Source organism: Mesorhizobium sp. L103C105A0, assembly GCF_000502215.1.
Lineage (GTDB): Bacteria > Pseudomonadota > Alphaproteobacteria > Rhizobiales > Rhizobiaceae > Mesorhizobium.
Map to the genome: position 1 here is coordinate 549,547 of NZ_AYXF01000003.1, position 15,846 is coordinate 565,392.

14 protein-coding genes and 1 pseudogene are annotated in these 15,846 nt (G+C 63.2%); 8 read left to right on the forward strand and 7 right to left on the reverse strand.

Annotated elements, in window-relative coordinates:
• Window positions 1–74: 74 nt before the first annotated feature.
• Window positions 75–740, reverse strand: coding sequence for a GntR family transcriptional regulator (locus X727_RS151430; RefSeq protein WP_023727510.1), 666 nt, complete (start codon window positions 738–740; stop codon window positions 75–77).
• Between the two features lie 143 nt (window positions 741–883).
• Here X727_RS151430 and X727_RS151425 point away from each other — a divergent pair, with 143 nt between their 5' ends.
• Window positions 884–2,149 carry a multidrug efflux MFS transporter gene (locus tag X727_RS151425; RefSeq protein ID WP_023727509.1) on the forward strand — a complete coding sequence of 422 codons (1,266 nt, stop codon included), beginning with the start codon at window positions 884–886 and terminating at the stop codon, window positions 2,147–2,149.
• A 43-nt stretch (window positions 2,150–2,192) separates the two neighbouring features.
• Window positions 2,193–2,567, forward strand: coding sequence for a DUF423 domain-containing protein (locus X727_RS151420; protein WP_023673013.1), 375 nt, complete (start codon window positions 2,193–2,195; stop codon window positions 2,565–2,567).
• 39 nt (window positions 2,568–2,606) lie between these two features.
• Here the strand turns inward: X727_RS151420 and X727_RS1000000168525 are convergent, their stop codons facing one another.
• Window positions 2,607–2,750: a hypothetical protein gene (locus tag X727_RS1000000168525; protein ID WP_023834256.1), complete on the reverse strand. Its 144-nt coding sequence runs from the start codon at window positions 2,748–2,750 to the stop codon at window positions 2,607–2,609.
• A gap of 64 nt (window positions 2,751–2,814) precedes the next feature.
• A complete protein-coding gene (locus tag X727_RS1000000168530; protein WP_023705079.1) occupies window positions 2,815–2,958 on the reverse strand; it encodes a hypothetical protein in 144 nt (47 codons plus the stop codon).
• A gap of 146 nt (window positions 2,959–3,104) precedes the next feature.
• Between X727_RS1000000168530 and X727_RS151415 the strand changes: the two genes are divergently transcribed.
• Window positions 3,105–4,187, forward strand: a complete 1,083-nt coding sequence (locus tag X727_RS151415) for a substrate-binding domain-containing protein (protein ID WP_023682412.1) — start codon at window positions 3,105–3,107, stop codon at window positions 4,185–4,187.
• Between the two features lie 15 nt (window positions 4,188–4,202).
• Here the strand turns inward: X727_RS151415 and opgC are convergent, their stop codons facing one another.
• Window positions 4,203–5,438: an OpgC domain-containing protein gene (gene opgC, locus X727_RS151410; protein WP_023727508.1), complete on the reverse strand. Its 1,236-nt coding sequence runs from the start codon at window positions 5,436–5,438 to the stop codon at window positions 4,203–4,205.
• Window positions 5,439–5,633: 195 nt separating this feature from the next.
• On the opposite strand from opgC, the gene X727_RS151405 reads away from it, so the two are divergent.
• The gene (locus X727_RS151405) at window positions 5,634–6,326 is read left to right on the forward strand and encodes an alpha/beta hydrolase (protein ID WP_023834257.1); all 693 of its coding nucleotides are present in this window, start codon (window positions 5,634–5,636) and stop codon (window positions 6,324–6,326) included.
• A gap of 57 nt (window positions 6,327–6,383) precedes the next feature.
• On the opposite strand, the pseudogene sthA reads toward X727_RS151405, so the two are convergent.
• Window positions 6,384–7,848: pseudogene (gene sthA / locus X727_RS01000000164700) on the reverse strand (Si-specific NAD(P)(+) transhydrogenase).
• 190 nt (window positions 7,849–8,038) lie between these two features.
• Here sthA and X727_RS151400 point away from each other — a divergent pair.
• The 3 genes from X727_RS151400 (at window position 8,039) to X727_RS151390 (ending at window position 10,430) form a co-directional block, all read left to right on the forward strand.
• Window positions 8,039–8,509: an RDD family protein gene (locus X727_RS151400; RefSeq protein WP_023673020.1), complete on the forward strand. Its 471-nt coding sequence runs from the start codon at window positions 8,039–8,041 to the stop codon at window positions 8,507–8,509.
• A gap of 138 nt (window positions 8,510–8,647) precedes the next feature.
• Window positions 8,648–9,412 carry an arginyltransferase gene (locus X727_RS151395; protein WP_023682417.1) on the forward strand — a complete coding sequence of 255 codons (765 nt, stop codon included), beginning with the start codon at window positions 8,648–8,650 and terminating at the stop codon, window positions 9,410–9,412.
• 121 nt (window positions 9,413–9,533) lie between these two features.
• Complete coding sequence (locus X727_RS151390; protein ID WP_023834258.1) at window positions 9,534–10,430, forward strand: DMT family transporter; 897 nt, start codon at window positions 9,534–9,536, stop codon at window positions 10,428–10,430.
• Here X727_RS151390 and X727_RS151385 read toward each other — a convergent pair.
• Both X727_RS151385 and parC read right to left on the reverse strand, forming a co-directional pair.
• Window positions 10,418–11,632, reverse strand: coding sequence for an AI-2E family transporter (locus tag X727_RS151385; RefSeq protein WP_023834259.1), 1,215 nt, complete (start codon window positions 11,630–11,632; stop codon window positions 10,418–10,420). The genes X727_RS151390 and X727_RS151385 overlap by 13 nt on opposite strands.
• 346 nt (window positions 11,633–11,978) lie before the next feature.
• Window positions 11,979–14,231 (reverse strand): DNA topoisomerase IV subunit A, encoded by a 2,253-nt coding sequence (gene parC, locus X727_RS151380; protein WP_023834260.1) that lies wholly within the window; start codon window positions 14,229–14,231, stop codon window positions 11,979–11,981.
• A 403-nt stretch (window positions 14,232–14,634) separates the two neighbouring features.
• On the opposite strand from parC, the gene X727_RS151375 reads away from it, so the two are divergent.
• On the forward strand, window positions 14,635–15,825 hold the full coding sequence (locus tag X727_RS151375; protein WP_023834261.1) for a hypothetical protein: 1,191 nt from the start codon (window positions 14,635–14,637) through the stop codon (window positions 15,823–15,825).
• Window positions 15,826–15,846 lie beyond the last annotated feature (21 nt).

The window sequence follows — 15,846 nt, forward strand, 5'->3', positions numbered from 1 at the left end:
CTTACGCCATCGGCGTCCGCGAAGCGAGGCCGAAAGCGGATGGCGTCGGCGTTCTTTCGTTTTCGTGACCGGTATCAAGCGGCGACGACGGCAAAACCCCTGGCGCGCAGGCCGCGCCGGTCATTGTGCAACGACGTCACCAGGCGGGCGCGGCTGCCGGCGATATGGGCGGAAAGTCGCGCCGCCGCCGCATCGGCATCGCCGGCCCGCACCGCTGCCAGAATGGCGTGATGCTCGCTCCAGGCGCGGCCAAGCGCCGCCTCGTCGCGCACCTCCAGCCAGCGCGCCCGCGACAGGCGCGTCATGGCATCGCGCACGGCCCGAAACAGGAACTCGTTGCCGGAGAGCCGCGCCAGTTCGATATGGAAATCCATGCCGACGCGGTGCCATTCCTCGCGCGGCGTGGCAGTGTCGCAGGAGTCCAGCATCGCCTCGATGACATCGGCTGCGCTCCTGTCGGCCAGCGCCGAAGTCAGCCTGACCGCCGCGACCTCGACCGCTTCGCGGTACACAGCGATCTGTTCCAATTCGGCAAGGTTGATCGGCGACACGGTCCAACCGCGCCCGTCGCGGCAGATCAGCCCTTCCGTCTCCAGCCGCAGCAGGGCTGCCCTGACCGGCGTGCGCGAGGCGCCGAAGCGGCTCTCGATCCAGCGCTCCGTCAGCCGCTCGCCAGGACCGATCTCGAGGCCAAGGATCATCTCGCGAAGCGCTTTTTCGACGATCTGCATCTGCGACATAGTTGCTTCCATTGCTGGCGATCGGCCGTTGGTCTTGCCGATCACTTTGAGAGCGCCTGATTGACAGCAGCCGGGCTTTGCGTCCATGAGGTACCAAGTTGGTATCCCAAAATGGTATCCGCAGCAAGCGGACAGGACAGGACATGCCGCAGGACAGTGCAGCGCAGGCCGCCGAAGCGCCTTCCACCTACAACATTCATTGGCGGCGCAACCTGTTCGTGTGCTTTGCCGGATCATTCAGCACGCTTGTGGCGATGACGTTGCTGCTGCCGTTCCTGCCGCTCTATGTCGAACAGCTGGGCGCCGTCGGCCACGCGGCGATCGTGCAATGGTCCGGCATCGCTTTCGGCGCCACCTTCCTTGCCGCCGCCCTTGTCGCGCCACTGTGGGGACGGCTGGGTGACCGTTATGGCCGCAAGGTGATGCTGGTGCGCGCCAGTTTCGGCATGGCGATCTGCATGTCGCTGACCGGCATGGTGCAGACCGTCTGGCAATTGGTGCTTTTGCGCCTGTTGATCGGCTTTGCCGGCGGTTATTCCTCAGGCTCGACGATCCTTGTCGCCATGCAGACGCCGAAGGAGCGCTCCGGCTGGGCGCTTGGCGTGCTGTCGGCCGGCATCACCGCAGGCTCCCTGGTCGGCCCGTTGCTTGGCGGCGCGCTGCCGCCACTGATCGGTATTCGCGCCACCTTCCTCATCGCGGGCGGCGTCATTTTCCTGGCGGCGCTGGCGACGACGTTCCTGATAAAGGAGATGCCTCGCCCGCCAGTACAGGCAAAACGCGAGGAGAAACCAAAGGGAAGTTGGGCGCAGATCCCCGACAAACGCCCTGTCGTGGCCATGCTGGCGACCGGCATGCTGTTCACCTTCGCCAACATGTCGATCGAGCCGATCATCACCGTCTACGTCCAGCAACTGGTCGCGGACGCAAGCCGGGTGACCCTGGTCTCAGGTGTCGTCATGTCGGCGGCCGCACTCGGCGCCATCCTGTCGGCGTCACGGTTGGGCAAACTCGCCGACCGCATCGGCCACTGGAACGTCATCGTCGCATCGCTGGCCGTCTCGGCGCTGCTGTTGATACCGCAGGCCTTCGTCACCGAGAGCTGGCAGTTGGTCGGGCTGCGGTTCCTTATGGGTCTGGTGCTGGGCGGGCTGTTGCCCTGCATCACCAGCGTCATCCGCCACAATGTTCCCGATGGGGTCGGCGGCAATGTGCTGGGCCTGGCAATCTCGGCGCAATATGTCGGCCAGGTTGCGGGGCCGCTGCTGGGCGGCTTCGTCGGCGGCCATTTCGGCATGCGCGCGGTGTTTCTCGGCACGTCGTTGCTGATGGCGGGCGGTGCCGCGTATAATTGGCTGGCCCAGGCGCGCCGCACGCGCGACATGCTGGCGATATCGGAAAAATCCTGACAGACAGGTCGCGCCGCCTATCGTCAATCACGGAGCCCGAGACATGAGCATCGCCGAGTCAGCACCAGCAAACAGCGCGCGCATCCTCGTTTTCGCCGGCGGCATTGCCGGCGCGGCGGGCGTGGCGCTGTCGGCGGCTTCAGCGCATCTCGGCGGCGCGTTCGTCGGCACGGCCGCATCCTTCCTGCTCATGCATGCGCCGGTGTTTTTGGCCGTCGGCCTCGCCGGCGCAAACCGGATCTTGCGGATCGGCAGCCTGGTGCTGCTCGTCGGGCTTGTTCTGTTCTGCGGCGATCTGCTGGCACGGGATTTCGTGGGATCGCGGCTGTTCCCGATGTCGGCGCCGATCGGCGGCACCTTGCTCATCGCGGGCTGGCTGGTGATCGCGGCCTCGGCGCTCGTGCGGCAACGGTCCTGACGAGGCAAGAACCCTGCCCCATCAGATACCACACGAGGCTTAATCCTGCCGGTTTTCCGGCAGCAGGTCGCGGTTGCGCTTGGCAGGCTTGGTCGGCCGCCGCCGTTGCGGCTGCTCCGTGGCAGGCGAGATACCCCAGTAATTGCGATAACTGTCTTCGAACAGATGTTTCACGGGATGCATGTTCGTGCTCCTCTTCAAGAACTTGAATCGATCCAATCAGCTGGCACGAAAATGCCGGGGCCGATCAGCTGCGCTTGCGTTTCACAAGGTATTGCAGGTCACGCCTCCACGGCCCGACCTTGTCGCGGCGCTTGCGGGTGGCGGCGTCGGAGACTATGCCCCAATCATTGCCATAGATGTCTTCGAACAGATAATTCACGGGATGCATGGCACCCTCCTCTTGAATCGATCCAAGTTGTACTTGGTGAATCCCTTGGATCGATTCAAATATAGACTCTCTCCGCCGTCCGATCAAGGGAAAATTTGAACCGATCCAACGAAAGTGCTAAACAGGCTCCGGTTCAGGAGACGAAAATGACGGCATTGACCTCCGGCAAGACGAGACCAGTGCGGCTTGCCGACATCGCCAAGGCGGCCGGGGTCTCGCACGGTACCGCGTCCAACGTGTTCGCTCGCCCGGAAATCGTGCGCGAAGAGGTCCGCGAGCGGGTCAAGGCGGCGGCGGAAGCGATGGGCTATGCCGGCCCGGATCCCAAGGGCCGGCTGCTGCGCGCCGGCAAGGTCAACGCCATCGGCGTGGCAACGGCAGAACCATTGTCCTATTTCTTCGACGATCCCTTTGCCCGCGTCATGATGGCCAGCATTTCGCAGGCCTGCGACGCCACCGGCGCCGGAATTTCGCTGGTCTCGGCCGCCAACAGCGAGCAGCTCGCCTGGAACATCCAGAGCGCCCTGGTCGACGGCTTCATCGTGTTCTGCATCGAGGGTGGGTCGCGGCTGGTCGAACTGGCGCGCGAACGCAAACTGCCTTTCGTGGCGCTTGATCTCGATTCGGAAAATGAGGCGGTCGCTGCGATCGGCGTCGACAACGTCGCCGGCGCGGGTCTGGCGGCGCGCCATCTGGCCGAGTTCGGCCATCGCAGCTTTGCCGTACTCGCCCTGGAATCTGCCGACGCTGGCTTTGGTCCCGTCACGCAGGAGCAAGTCGAGACGACATCCCTCTACTCGGGCACACGCGACCGTCTGCGTGGCTATTTCGGCGAGCTCTCCCGCTTCGGCATCGACGTCTCGCAAGTGCCAATCTACGAAACCCTCAATGACGAGGCGAGCGTTCGGGCCGGCCTCGATCATATTTTCGCGCTGCCGCAGACGCCGACGGCAATCCTGGCCATGTCGGACAAGATCGCGCTGCATGCGCTCGACTGGCTGCGCGAGCGTAACATTGCCGTGCCGGGCGATGTGTCAATCGTCGGCTTCGACGGCGTGCCGGAAGGCGCCGACTCCGAGCCGCCACTAACCACTGTCGCCCAGCCGATCGCCGAGATGGGCCGGCTGGCCGTCAAGGCGATCCTCGAAAATGACGGCTCGCAGCACCGGCAATTGCTGCCGGTCGATCTTGTGGTGCGGGGGTCGTCCGGCCCCTCGCCTGCTAGCTAGGCGGCTGATGTGGGATCATCGGCTTAGCCTTGGCATCGCGGGCATGCCGAAGGTCTGGTGAACGGCTGGCGCTTCTTTGCGAACCGGCTTTTTGCCCAAGCCGATGCCGGACAGCCACTCAAGATAGAAGGCGAGCGCGAATTGCATGGCGATGCCGGCCGAAATCAGCAAGACGTCATAGGCAAAGCCGCCCGGATTGATCAGCTTCATCACCTGCGCCGCCATGGCGATCAGCGTGCCGGCGAGGAACACCGGCAAGGAGCGCTTGCCGAGCAGGGCAAGCGGATGGTCCGGGCTGAGACGGAACAGGTTCGAGAAAGCCGGCAGGGCGACGATCAGATAGCTCACCGCCAATATGTGCAGGAGCCGCGGCAGCGACAGGAACGTCTTGTCGAAGCCGCCGATCACCACGGGCAGGTTAAACCACGTTATCTCGCCCCAGAGCGGGCTGTGCACCCAGACCGCCGCTGCCGCGACATAGGTCGCCGCGGCGCCCACCAGCCAACGATTGACGGGAATTGTGCCGCCGCGCCTGGCATGCAGCATGCCGGCAAGGCCGATGTTGAACAGGAATTGCCAGGACAGCGGGTTGAGGAACCAGAAGCCGGGCTCGGGATAGTTCGGCGGCGCGATCTGCCAGAGGCCGGCGGCAAGCCACAGCGCGCCGGAAAAGACCAGCGCCGGGAGCGGCCGGTAGCTGACGAAGAGCAGGAAAAGCGGCGCCATCAACAGCAGCGCCGCATAGACCGGCAAAATGTTGTTGTAGCCAAGCTGGTGGCCGAGCGTGACAATGCCGATCATGACCTCCGGCGTGTTCTTCATCAGCGGCTCGATGTTGATCAGCTTGAGCAGTTCCGGCCGCCGGCCGTACACCGCCGCGGCGCAGAACAACGCCATCACAACCATGGTGGTGACGATGTGGGCACTGTAAAGCACGCCGGCCCGGCGCCACATCTTCAACATCGCCAGCAGCCGGCCGCCCGGCTGGAACTTGTTGCCATAGGCGAGTGCGACCGACATGCCGGAAATCAGCACGAAGGCTTCCGCCGCGTCCGAGAATCCGAAATTCTTGTAGGTCAGCGTTTCGAAGACGGTGCCCGGCACGTGGTCGATATAGATGGTCAGGAGTGCGAGCGCACGGAACACGTCAATGCGCGTGTCGCGATCGGGGATACGCGGAGCGCGATCGGCGATACGCGGAGCGCGATCGGCGATACGCGGGGCGCGATCGGGCGGGACTGGCAGGGTCATCGACAAAAGGCCTCAAAGGAGAGCAAGGATGCTCGCGTTGTTCATGCCGGGATGCGACCATCGGCGCACACCGCTTCGATTCCTCCCGCAGGGAGCATATCGGCGCAGAAACGGTCTGAAATGAGCCTGTTGCAATCACATTTGGCGGAGCGTGAAAATATTCCGTTTTGAAGCTGGCAAAGGACCAATGTCTCCGTGAAAACAACGAGATATGAGCGTGCTCGATATAGCGACGAGAACGCCTTTCTGCACCAGGATCTGGCCTTTCCCTACCGCCTCCTCAAGCCGGAGAATGCCGGCGGCGAGAGCCTGTTTTTACTGCACGGATCGGGTGTCGACGAAACGACGATGGTCCCGATTGCGAGGCAGATCGCCCCTAACGCCACGCTGGTCGCGGTGCGTGGCCGCATCCGCCAAGAAGACGGCTTCCGCTGGTTCGAGCGGATCACGCCGACCAGTTTCGAACAGGCGAGCATCCGTGCCGAAACATCGTACTTTGCCGCCTTCGCAAGCGAGGCCGCAAAGCGCCACGGGCTCGACCTCGCCCGGGCGACTTTCCTCGGCTATTCCAACGGCGCCAATCTGGTTTCCAGCCTGATGCTGCTCAACTCCGGCCTCGTCCGAAAAGCGGCGTTGCTGAGAGCAATGCCCGTGCTTGACGATGCGCCGGCAACCAATCTGACCGGAACGCGCGTCCTGATTGTCGCCGGTGCCGCGGACGAGACCTACGGGCCGGTTGCGCCGCCACTGGTGAGGCTGCTCAACAAACATGGCGCCGAGGTCGATGCGCGCATCGTGCCTTCAGGTCACGAAATCGGCGACCCGGATGCCGCCATCGTCCGCCAATGGCTGGCGGGACCAGCATTGGTCGCACGCCAGGCAGGCTAAGAGACCTTGGTAGACCGCATCGGCGCCCGGCGGAACGGCTGAGCAGATGCTCGTCGCCTAGCCCTGTCCCATCCGGTTCCAGGCATCGAGCCCGGCGATCTTGTAGGCTTCGGCCAGCGTCGGATAGTTGAAGGTGTTGTTGACGAAGAAATCAACCGTGCCGCCGAGGTTGATCACCGCCTGGCCGATATGGATCAGTTCGGTGGCGCCTTCGCCGACGATGTGGGCGCCGAGCAGGCGGCGCGTTTCGACCGAGAACAGCAGTTTCAGAAAGCCGGAGTTGACGCCCATTATGTGGCCGCGCGAGGTTTCGCGGAACCGCGCCAGACCGACTTCATAAGCAGCGCCGCTCTCGCGCACCTGCTCCTCCGACTGACCAACGGTGGAGATTTCCGGCACGGCGTAGATGCCATAGGGGAAGGTTTCCGGCGGCGGTGGCAGTTGCACGCCGAAGGCGTGGCAGGCGGCCACCCTGCCTTGCTCCATCGATGTCGAGGCAAGGCTGGGGAAACCGATGACGTCGCCGGTGGCATAGATGTTGGGCGCACTGGTCTGGAAGGTCTGCGGATCGACCTTGATGCGGCCCCGGGAATCGGCCTCGATGCCGACCACGTCGAGGCCGAGGCTGCCGAGATTGCCGCTGCGGCCGGCGGCGTAAAGCACGATCTCGGAGCGGATGGTGCGGCCATCGGCGAGCGTCACTTCGGCATAGTCGGGTTTTGAGACGATTTCCTTGACCGTACTGCCGAGGCGAATGGTCATGCCGCGGTCGCGCATCTGGTGGATGAAGTCGTCGACGATCTCGCGGTCGACGAAATCGAGGATGGTGTTGCGCGGCTCCACCAGCGTCACCGGCACGTCGAGCGCCGAAAAGATCGTCGCATATTCAACGCCGATGACGCCGGCGCCGATCACCGTCAGCGTGCGCGGCAGATGGTCGAGTTCCAGCATCTCATCGCTGTCGAAGACGCGGATCTTGTCGAAAGGCACGTCGCGCGGCCGGTGCGGCCTGGTGCCGACCGCGATCAGCGCATTGGTGAAACCAACCTCCGAGTAGTCGCCATTGTCTGCCGTCAGGCTGACCTTGTTTGGGCCGACGAATTTCGCCATGGCGCGCACGCTTTTGACGGCGTTGCGCATAAACTGGTGCTGCAGCACCTCGACCTCGTGGTCGAGCGTCTTGTGCAGCCGCTCGACCAGGTCGGCGATGGAGATGTCCTGCTTGACCCGGTAGCCGCGGCCGTAAAAGCCCCGCTCGCGCCAGCCGGACAGGTTCAGCACCGTCTCGCGCAGCGTCTTCGACGGGATGGTGCCGGTGTGCACCGAGANGCTCGCGCCAGCCGGACAGGTTCAGCACCGTCTCGCGCAGCGTCTTCGACGGGATGGTGCCGGTGTGCACCGAGACGCCGCCGAGGCGCCGGCCCCTGTCGACCACCAGCACCGATTTGCCGAGCTTGGCCGATTGCACCGCGGCGCGGCGCCCGGAAGGGCCGCTGCCGATGACCAGCATGTCGTAATCCATGTAACCCCGTCCCCTCGGCGTCTTGTTGCGCCGCAGCAAGCTAACGCCATCCGTCCACCAAATTCAATCGGCTCAACCGCGTCACACTGCCGAGCAGGACCGATGGACGAACCGATCTTGATTCCGCCCGCGGTCTTCACCATTTCAGTGGCGGCGCACCCTAGCGTGGCGCCTGTTGCGAGGACATGACATGAACGCGCGCGTACTTGACGGCGAAATCATCACCAGCAGGCTCGACGACGTCAGGGCCTATGACGGTGTGCGCACGCGGCGGATCCTGGCCTTCATCATCGACTATTGCATCGTGGCGCTGCTCACCATTCCGTTCGCGATCCTGGTGGCCGTGCTTGGCCTTTTGACATTCGGTCTTGGCTGGGCGCTGTATTCCATCCTCGTGCCGGCGGTCGCCATTCTCTACATCTGGAACACGCTGGGCGGTCGCAACCAGGCCACATCAGGCATGAAGATGATGGGCATTCGGCTCGATCGTCTCGACGGCAGCCGTATCGACGGCCTCACCGCCGTTGTCCATTCGGTGCTGTTCTGGGCGAGCACGGTCATCCTGACGCCGCTCGTCCTCCTGGTGACGCTGTTTTCCGATCGCAAGCGCACACTGCACGACCTGCTGCTTGGCACGGTCGTCAGCCGCAGCGACCGTTGAACCGAGTTCAACCGACGCCAACAGGCATTTGTGTGCAAATGTGAAGGGGTCCGTTCAACCTCGCCTTCACAATCCTGTTGAATTTTTCGCCAGCCAAGCCAAAGGTAGAGCGATTCGCAGGAGTGTTCCCAAGGTTCGATGACGCACCATCCGACCCAGTCGCCGCAGTTCTTCCTGACCGCGCCATCGCCGTGCCCGTATCTCGAGGGCCAGTTCGAACGCAAGGTGTTCACGCATCTGGTCGGCGACAAGGCGCCGGAGATGAACGATCTGTTGACGCAAGGCGGTTTCCGGCGCTCGCAGAACATCGCTTACCGTCCCGCCTGCGAGACCTGCCGCGCCTGCGTCTCGGTGCGTATCCTGGCGCAGGAGTTCACCGCCAGCCGCAACATGAAGCGGGTGATCCAGCGCAATTCCGATCTGATCGGCGCCATGCACGACGCGCAGCCCTCGACGGAGCAGTATTCCCTGTTTCGCGGCTATCTCGACGCTCGCCATCGCCGCGGCGGCATGTCCGACATGACGGTGCTCGACTACGCCATGATGGTCGAAGATACCCATGTCGACACCAAGGTGATCGAATACCGGCGCCGCGGCCCCGACACATTCATCACCGGCAAGGGCCAGGGCGAGCTGATCGCCGTGGCGCTGACCGACAAGATGGCCGATGGCCTGTCGATGGTCTATTCCTACTTCAATCCCGAGTTCGAGGACCGTTCGCTCGGCACCTTCATGATCCTCGACCATATCGCCCGCGCCCGGGCCATGGGCTTGCCCCACGTCTATCTCGGCTACTGGGTCAACGGCTCGCGCAAGATGAACTATAAGATGCGCTTCATGCCGCAGGAGCATCTCGGCCCGAAGGGCTGGGAACGCTACGACCACGAAGCGGTCACGCGCTGATTTTTCTTCTTACCAGATCCTGATCTAAACATTTTCAGCCGAGACGATGCTGGTCTTTCCGCCCGTTGGCGGGGCGATTGCGCCGACTGGCATCTGCTCAAATCATTGCGAAAGCCGTTGCATGTCCTCTCACAATGCCCACACCAAAGGACTCCTGCTCACCGCGCTTGGCGGGCTGGCGCTGACCATCGACATTCCCCTGATCCGGCTCGCCCATGGCGAAGCCTGGACGATCCTTTTGCTGCGCACCGGCTGCACCTTCGTGGCAGGGCTGATCGTATGGGCCATCTGGCGCTCGTTCAGCAAGAATGCTCCGCAGCTGATACCCGGCTGGTCGGGGCTCGTCGTCGCCACCCTCTACGGGCTCGGCGCAATCGCCTTCATCACTGCCGTCTACAACACCTCGACCGCCAATCTGGTTTTCATCCTGGCCTTCTCCACCATGTTCTCGGCGCTGCTGTCGTGGCTGTTCCTGAAGGAGCGACCACAGCCGCTGACGCTTGCGGCAATGGCGCTGATGATCGTCGGCATCGCGATCATCGTCGGCGATTCCGTCGGCACGGGAAATCTGTTCGGCGATGTGATGGCGCTGTGTTCGGCCTTGGCGATTGCCTGCGCCATCACCGTTTCACGCGCCAGCGGCAGGGATATGGGATTCACCGCGCTGACCGGCGTCCTGCTGCCGTTCGGGCTGGCGGCGCTCATGGTCTCCAGGACCGGTTTCCAGGTGGAAGCGCCATGGTGGATCGTTTTCAACGGCGCCGTCATCATGCCGTTCGCCTTCTTCTGCCTGGCCAATGGGCCGAAATACATTTCAGGCCCGGAAGTGGCGATGTTCTATCTCCTGGAAACGGTTCTGGCGCCGGTCTGGATATGGATGATCTTTGCCGAGGCGCCGTCGCGCAACAGCCTGATCGGCGGCGTGATCCTGATCGTCACGCTGGTCGCGCATTCCCTGTGGCAGTTGCATGAAGGGCGCAAGCGCCGGGCAGCGCCCGCCGTCGCTTACCCAGCCTGACTTTTCTTCGCCGGGCCGGCGACAATCTCGATCTGCGGCGGCCCGCCTTCGAGCTCGGCCGCCCCGTCGGGAACGGTTTCTTCGGCCAGTTCCACCTCGCGCAGCCATTCGCGCCATATCGCCACCAGCAGCGCCATCAGCACGGGGCCGATGAACAGGCCGAGAAAGCCCATCGTCTTGACGCCGCCGATCAGGCCGAAAAAGGTGGGCAGGAAGGGCAATTTGATCGGTCCGCCGACCAGCTTCGGGCGCAAGGTCTTGTCGACGATGAACAGTTCCACCGCGCCCCAGATGAACAGCGCCAGACCCGCCATCGGCGAGCCGCTGGCGGCGAGGTAGATCGACACAAGCGTAAACGACAGCGGCGCGCCGCCGGGGATCAGCGCCATCACGCCGGTCAATGCGCCCAGCGTCACCGGCGACGGCACCCCGGCCAGCCAGTAGGCGATGCCGAGCACCAGCCCCTCGCCGATGGCGATCACGGTCATGCCGGTAACGGTCGAGGAAATGGTCGCCGGCACGACGCGCGAAATCCGCTCCCAGCGCGTCGGCAGGATGCGTTCGCCGAGCCGGTCGATCTGGCTGGCAAAGTGTTCGCCGTCGCGGTAGGCGAAGAACAGCGCGATCATCATGAACAGCAGCGTCAGCAACAGGCCGAAGGCGCTGCCGCCGGCAGCCAGCACGCCGCGATAGATGCTGCCGATATTGGCGCCGCTGACCAGCTGGATCAGCTCGCCGATGCCGCCGGGATGGCCGAAATTGTCGATCCACTGTTCGTTCAGCCACTCGCCGACGACAGGCAGCGAGGTGATCCAGTGCGGTGTGACCGCGCCGTGCCTGTTGGTCTCGATCGCCCAGCCCACCCATTCGCGGACCTCGTTGATGGCGTAGGTGCCGGCGAGCGCTATCGGCACCACCAGGAAGGCGAGGATGAACAGGATGGCGAGCGTCGCGGCGACGGTGCGGTTACCGCCGACACCGGCAAGCAGCCGGCGGTAGAGCGGCCAGCTGGCAAAAGCAATGACGAGGGCTGCCAGCACGGGAAACAGGAACCCGTGGAAGAAATAGACGCCGGCGGCGACGATCAGCACCAACAGCCAGCGCGCAGCCGACAGCGGCGGAATGACGGCGGATCGCAACGGTGTCGACAGGCCGAACAGGCGCTGCTGACGTTCCGGCTTCTGGATCTTCGCTTCCTTCAAACGGTCAATTCTCCCCAGCCTACACAGCGTTTATGCACTGTTATAGTGCCGCAATCGTGACGATAGTCCAAATGGTTGGTGAAGCTGCCAATCTCCCCCCTTGTGGGGGAGATCAGCAGCTTCAACCAAATTTCCCGGTCCGCGGGAATCCCTTCGGCACCATGCGACCGGCCGANATGTCCGGCAGGACAGAGGGGGGCGCGAAGGATCGCCAGCCTGGCACCCCACATTGAAGACCCAAGAGTTGCGACCGAGTGGCGAGCCATGACCATTTGATGCGCTGGCGGGACAGCGCCCCCCTCTGGCCTGCCGGCCATCTCCCCCACTTGGGGGGAGATCAGCAGCTTCAACCAAATTTCCCGGTCCGCGGGAATCCCTTCGGCACCATGCGACCGGCCGACGCTCTCGCGCCGATCCATTCCGCCAGCTCCTCGCGCGACCTGACGAAGGTGCGGTCTGCGGAATCCTGCCACGACAGGCCGCTCGCCAGCGTGAAGGGTTTCAGGTCGAGCAGACCGCCATCCTTGTATTTCTGCAGGCGAACGCCCTTGCCGCGGCCCATCTCCGGAATTTCGGAGAGCGCAAACACCAGCATCTTGCGGTTCTCGCCGACAATGGCGAGATGATCGCCTGACACGGGGACGCAGGCCTTGGCCTCGTCGGGCGCCTTGACGTTCATCACCTGCTTGCCCTTTCGGGTGTTGGCGACGACCTCCTCCTCCGGCACGACGAAACCATTGGCATCGTAGGAGACGAGCAGCAGCTTGCGCTTCGGGTCGTGGACGAAGGCGGTGACGATGTCCTGGTCGTTGTCCATGTCGACGATGATGCGGATCGGTTCGCCATGGCCGCGGCCGCCCGGCAGCCGGTCGGCGCCGATGGTGTAGAATTTTCCGCCGGTGGTGAAGACCAGGATCTTGTCGGTGGTCTGGGCATGGAAGGCGAGCTTGAGGCTGTCGCCTTCCTTGAAGGTGAGCGTGGAATGGTCGGCCAGATGGCCTTTCATCGCCCGCAGCCAGCCCTTTTCCGAGACCACCACGGTGACCGGCTCGCGCTCGATCATGGCGTGCGCAATGTCGGTCAGATCATGCTCCGGCGCGTCGGCGAACTGGGTGCGGCGCTTGCCGAGTTCGGTCTCGGGGCCGAACTTGTCGCGAACCTGCGTGACTTCCCATTTGATCGTCGACCATTGCTTGGCGTCGGATGCGAGCAATGCCTCGATCTGCTTCTTCTCGGTGGTGAGACCGTCGAACTCCTTGCGGATCTCGAACTCTTCCAGCTTGCGCAAGGCCCGCAGCCGCATGTTGAGGATGGCTTCGGCCTGGGTGTCGGTGAGCGACCAACGGGCCATCATCACCTGCTTGGGCTCATCCTCCTCGCGGATGATCCTGATGACCTCGTCGATGTTGAGATAGGCGATCAGGTAGCCGGCAAGGATTTCCAGCCGCTTCTCGATCTCGCCAAGCCGATGCTTCGAGCGGCGGATCAGCACATCGCGCCGATGGTCGAGCCACTCCTTCAGCACGCCCTTCAGCGACAGGACGTTAGGCACCTTGCCGCGCGACAAAACGTTCATGTTGAGGGGAAATCGGCTTTCGAGCTCGGTCAGCTTGAACAGCGATTCCATCAGAATGCCGGGATCGACCGAACGGCTCTTCGGTACGAGCACAATGCGGACGTCCTCGGCGCTTTCATCCCTGACATCCTCAAGCAGCGGCAATTTGCGCGCGATCAAAAGCTCGGCGATCTTCTCGATCAGCCTGGCCTTCTGGATGCCGTAGGGGATTTCGGTGACGACGATGCTCCAGGTGCCCCTGCCCTGATCCTCCTGGCCCCATTTGGCGCGCACGCGAAAACCGCCGCGGCCGGTCTCATAGGCCTCCAGGATGGATGCGCGGCTGTCGACGATGATGCCGCCGGTCGGGAAATCCGGCCCCTGGACGAACTCCATCAGCTTTGTCACCGGCGCGTCCGGCTGCTCGATCAACTGCAGCGCTGCGTTGCAAAGCTCGGCGGCATTGTGCGGCGGGATGGACGTGGCCATGCCGACCGCAATGCCGGAGGAACCGTTGGCGAGCAGATTCGGGAAGGCGCCGGGAAGCACTACGGGCTCCTCGTCCTCCTCATTGTAGGTTGGCCGGAAATCGACGGCGTCCTCGGTGATGCCGGCAATCAAATCGCTCGCCACCTCGGTCATGCGCGCCTCGGTATAGCGCATGGCGGCGGCGTTATCGCCGTCGATATTGCCGAAATTGCCCTGCCCGTCGACGAGGGGATAGCGCATGGAGAAATCCTGCGCCAGGCGCACCAGCGCGTCGTAGATCGACTGGTCGCCGTGCGGATGGAACTTGCCCATCACGTCGCCGACAATGCGGGCGCATTTGGCAAAGCCCTGGTCGGGGTTGAGCCTGAGCAGTCGCATGGCATGCATGATGCGACGATGCACAGGCTTCAGCCCGTCGCGCACGTCAGGCAGCGCCCGGTGCATGATGGTCGACAGCGCATAGGCGAGATAGCGCTCTTCCAGCGCCTTCTTCAGATCCACCGGTTCGATGTGGTCACCGCCGCCATTTTCAGGCGGCAAAATCCTTTTTCCCATGCGGCTGGACTAGCCGAGCGGGTGATTCGCGGCAAGGCGGGGCTGCGGAAATCCGCACTTTGCAGCCTTTGGCTTACGAGGGCGGCTCAAGGTCCGACGATGGATGTGACGAACTTCATGTTCCAGCTTGCCGTCCCTGTGCAACAGCACCGGTAGCAGCGCTGTTGCCAACCAACATCAATCTGTTACACGCCCTCTCTAAGGCAGGAGACGGTACGCAGGGGAGCCCGACCTTCATGACATATTCACCGCATCGAGCGAAGGCTCCCGCTCCGATTTGCCTTTCGCCGTGATTTTCGACAACTCTGCGGGAAAGCGCCTTTTTCCCGTCCAGTTCGTCACGGAATAGTGATGGCGTAGAATTGAGAAAACACTTTTTCAGGACTCTCTCAGGGAACTCGCGATGACAATCCAACGTTCGACACTCAAGAAACTTGCTTTTTCGACCTTTTTGCTGACGCTGCCGCTGAATGCCGCCTTTGCGCAAGACACGGCGGTTGCCGACCGACTGAAGGCCGCACTTGCCGTCCAGGGCGTCGATATCACCTGGACCGGCGTTACCGGCGACAATTCCAGCATGGTGCTGCAGGGCGTGTCGGTCAAACCGGCGGCCGAAAAGGAGGCGCTGCCGATCGGCGACGTCAAGCTCGAGGGCGTGACCGAAGCCAATGGCGGCTTCGATGTCGCCACCATCACGACTTCGGCCTTCGAGCACAGCAAGGACGGCGTCACGCTCAACCTCACCCCCTTCGTCATCCACGACGCCAACATCCCGGCCGAGGGCGCTACAGGCCCGCTCGGCTCGATGATGATCTACAAGTCGGCCGAACTCGAAAACCTGACGGTCAAGGTTGCCGACAAGACCGCCTTCTCGGTGGATGGGCTTGCTGTCCAGATCACGCCGCCGGCCGACGGCAAGGCGATGGAGTTTTCCGCCACCACGGAAAAGTTCAACGCCGACCTGACCCTGGTCGACGATGCGAAGTCCAAGGAAGCCATCGAGGCCCTCGGCTACCAGAACATAACGGGCAATATCGAGATCGGCGGCACCTGGCAGCCGAGCGACGGCAAGATGGACCTGTCGAAATACGATATCTCGGTCGAGAATGCCGGCACGCTCGGCATGACCTTCGGCCTCGGCGGCTACACGGTCGACTTCGTCAAGTCGCTGCAGGAGATGCAGAAAAAGATGGCGGCGCAGCCCGAAGGCGCCGACAATTCGGCGCAAGGCATGGCCCTGCTCGGCCTTTTGCAGCAGCTTTCCTTCAACAGCGCCTCGATCCGCTTCGACGACGATTCGCTGACCGGCAAGGTGCTTGAATATGTCGGCAAGCAGCAGGGCATGTCGGGCAAGGACATCGCCAACCAGGCCAAGGCGATCGTGCCGTTCGGCATGGCGCAGCTCAACAATCCCGAACTGACCGCCGAAGTGACGGCCGCGGTGAGCAAGTACCTCGACGATCCGAAGAGCCTCGAGATTTCGGCCGAGCCGCCGGCAGCGGTGCCGTTCGCGCTGATCATGGCCGGCGGCATGTCCAACCCGGCCGACCTGACCAAGACGCTGGGCGTCCACGTCAAGGCCAACGAAGACTGATCGAAGTTCGCTCCCTTCTCC

Excerpts from the sequence above, each read along its gene's own strand:
- X727_RS151375 (WP_023834261.1), top strand. The coding sequence starts at position 14,635 with ATGACAATCCAACGTTCGACACTCAAGAAACTTGCTTTTTCGACCTTT.
- X727_RS151430 (WP_023727510.1), bottom strand. The coding sequence starts at position 740 with ATGTCGCAGATGCAGATCGTCGAAAAAGCGCTTCGCGAGATGATCCTT.
- X727_RS1000000168525 (WP_023834256.1), bottom strand. The coding sequence starts at position 2,750 with ATGCATCCCGTGAAACATCTGTTCGAAGACAGTTATCGCAATTACTGG.
- X727_RS151395 (WP_023682417.1), top strand. The coding sequence starts at position 8,648 with ATGACGCACCATCCGACCCAGTCGCCGCAGTTCTTCCTGACCGCGCCA.
- opgC (WP_023727508.1), bottom strand. The coding sequence starts at position 5,438 with ATGACCCTGCCAGTCCCGCCCGATCGCGCCCCGCGTATCGCCGATCGC.
- X727_RS151420 (WP_023673013.1), top strand. The coding sequence starts at position 2,193 with ATGAGCATCGCCGAGTCAGCACCAGCAAACAGCGCGCGCATCCTCGTT.
- X727_RS151390 (WP_023834258.1), top strand. The coding sequence starts at position 9,534 with ATGTCCTCTCACAATGCCCACACCAAAGGACTCCTGCTCACCGCGCTT.
- parC (WP_023834260.1), bottom strand. The coding sequence starts at position 14,231 with ATGGGAAAAAGGATTTTGCCGCCTGAAAATGGCGGCGGTGACCACATC.
- X727_RS151415 (WP_023682412.1), top strand. The coding sequence starts at position 3,105 with ATGACGGCATTGACCTCCGGCAAGACGAGACCAGTGCGGCTTGCCGAC.
- X727_RS151425 (WP_023727509.1), top strand. The coding sequence starts at position 884 with ATGCCGCAGGACAGTGCAGCGCAGGCCGCCGAAGCGCCTTCCACCTAC.
- X727_RS1000000168530 (WP_023705079.1), bottom strand. The coding sequence starts at position 2,958 with ATGCATCCCGTGAATTATCTGTTCGAAGACATCTATGGCAATGATTGG.
- X727_RS151400 (WP_023673020.1), top strand. The coding sequence starts at position 8,039 with ATGAACGCGCGCGTACTTGACGGCGAAATCATCACCAGCAGGCTCGAC.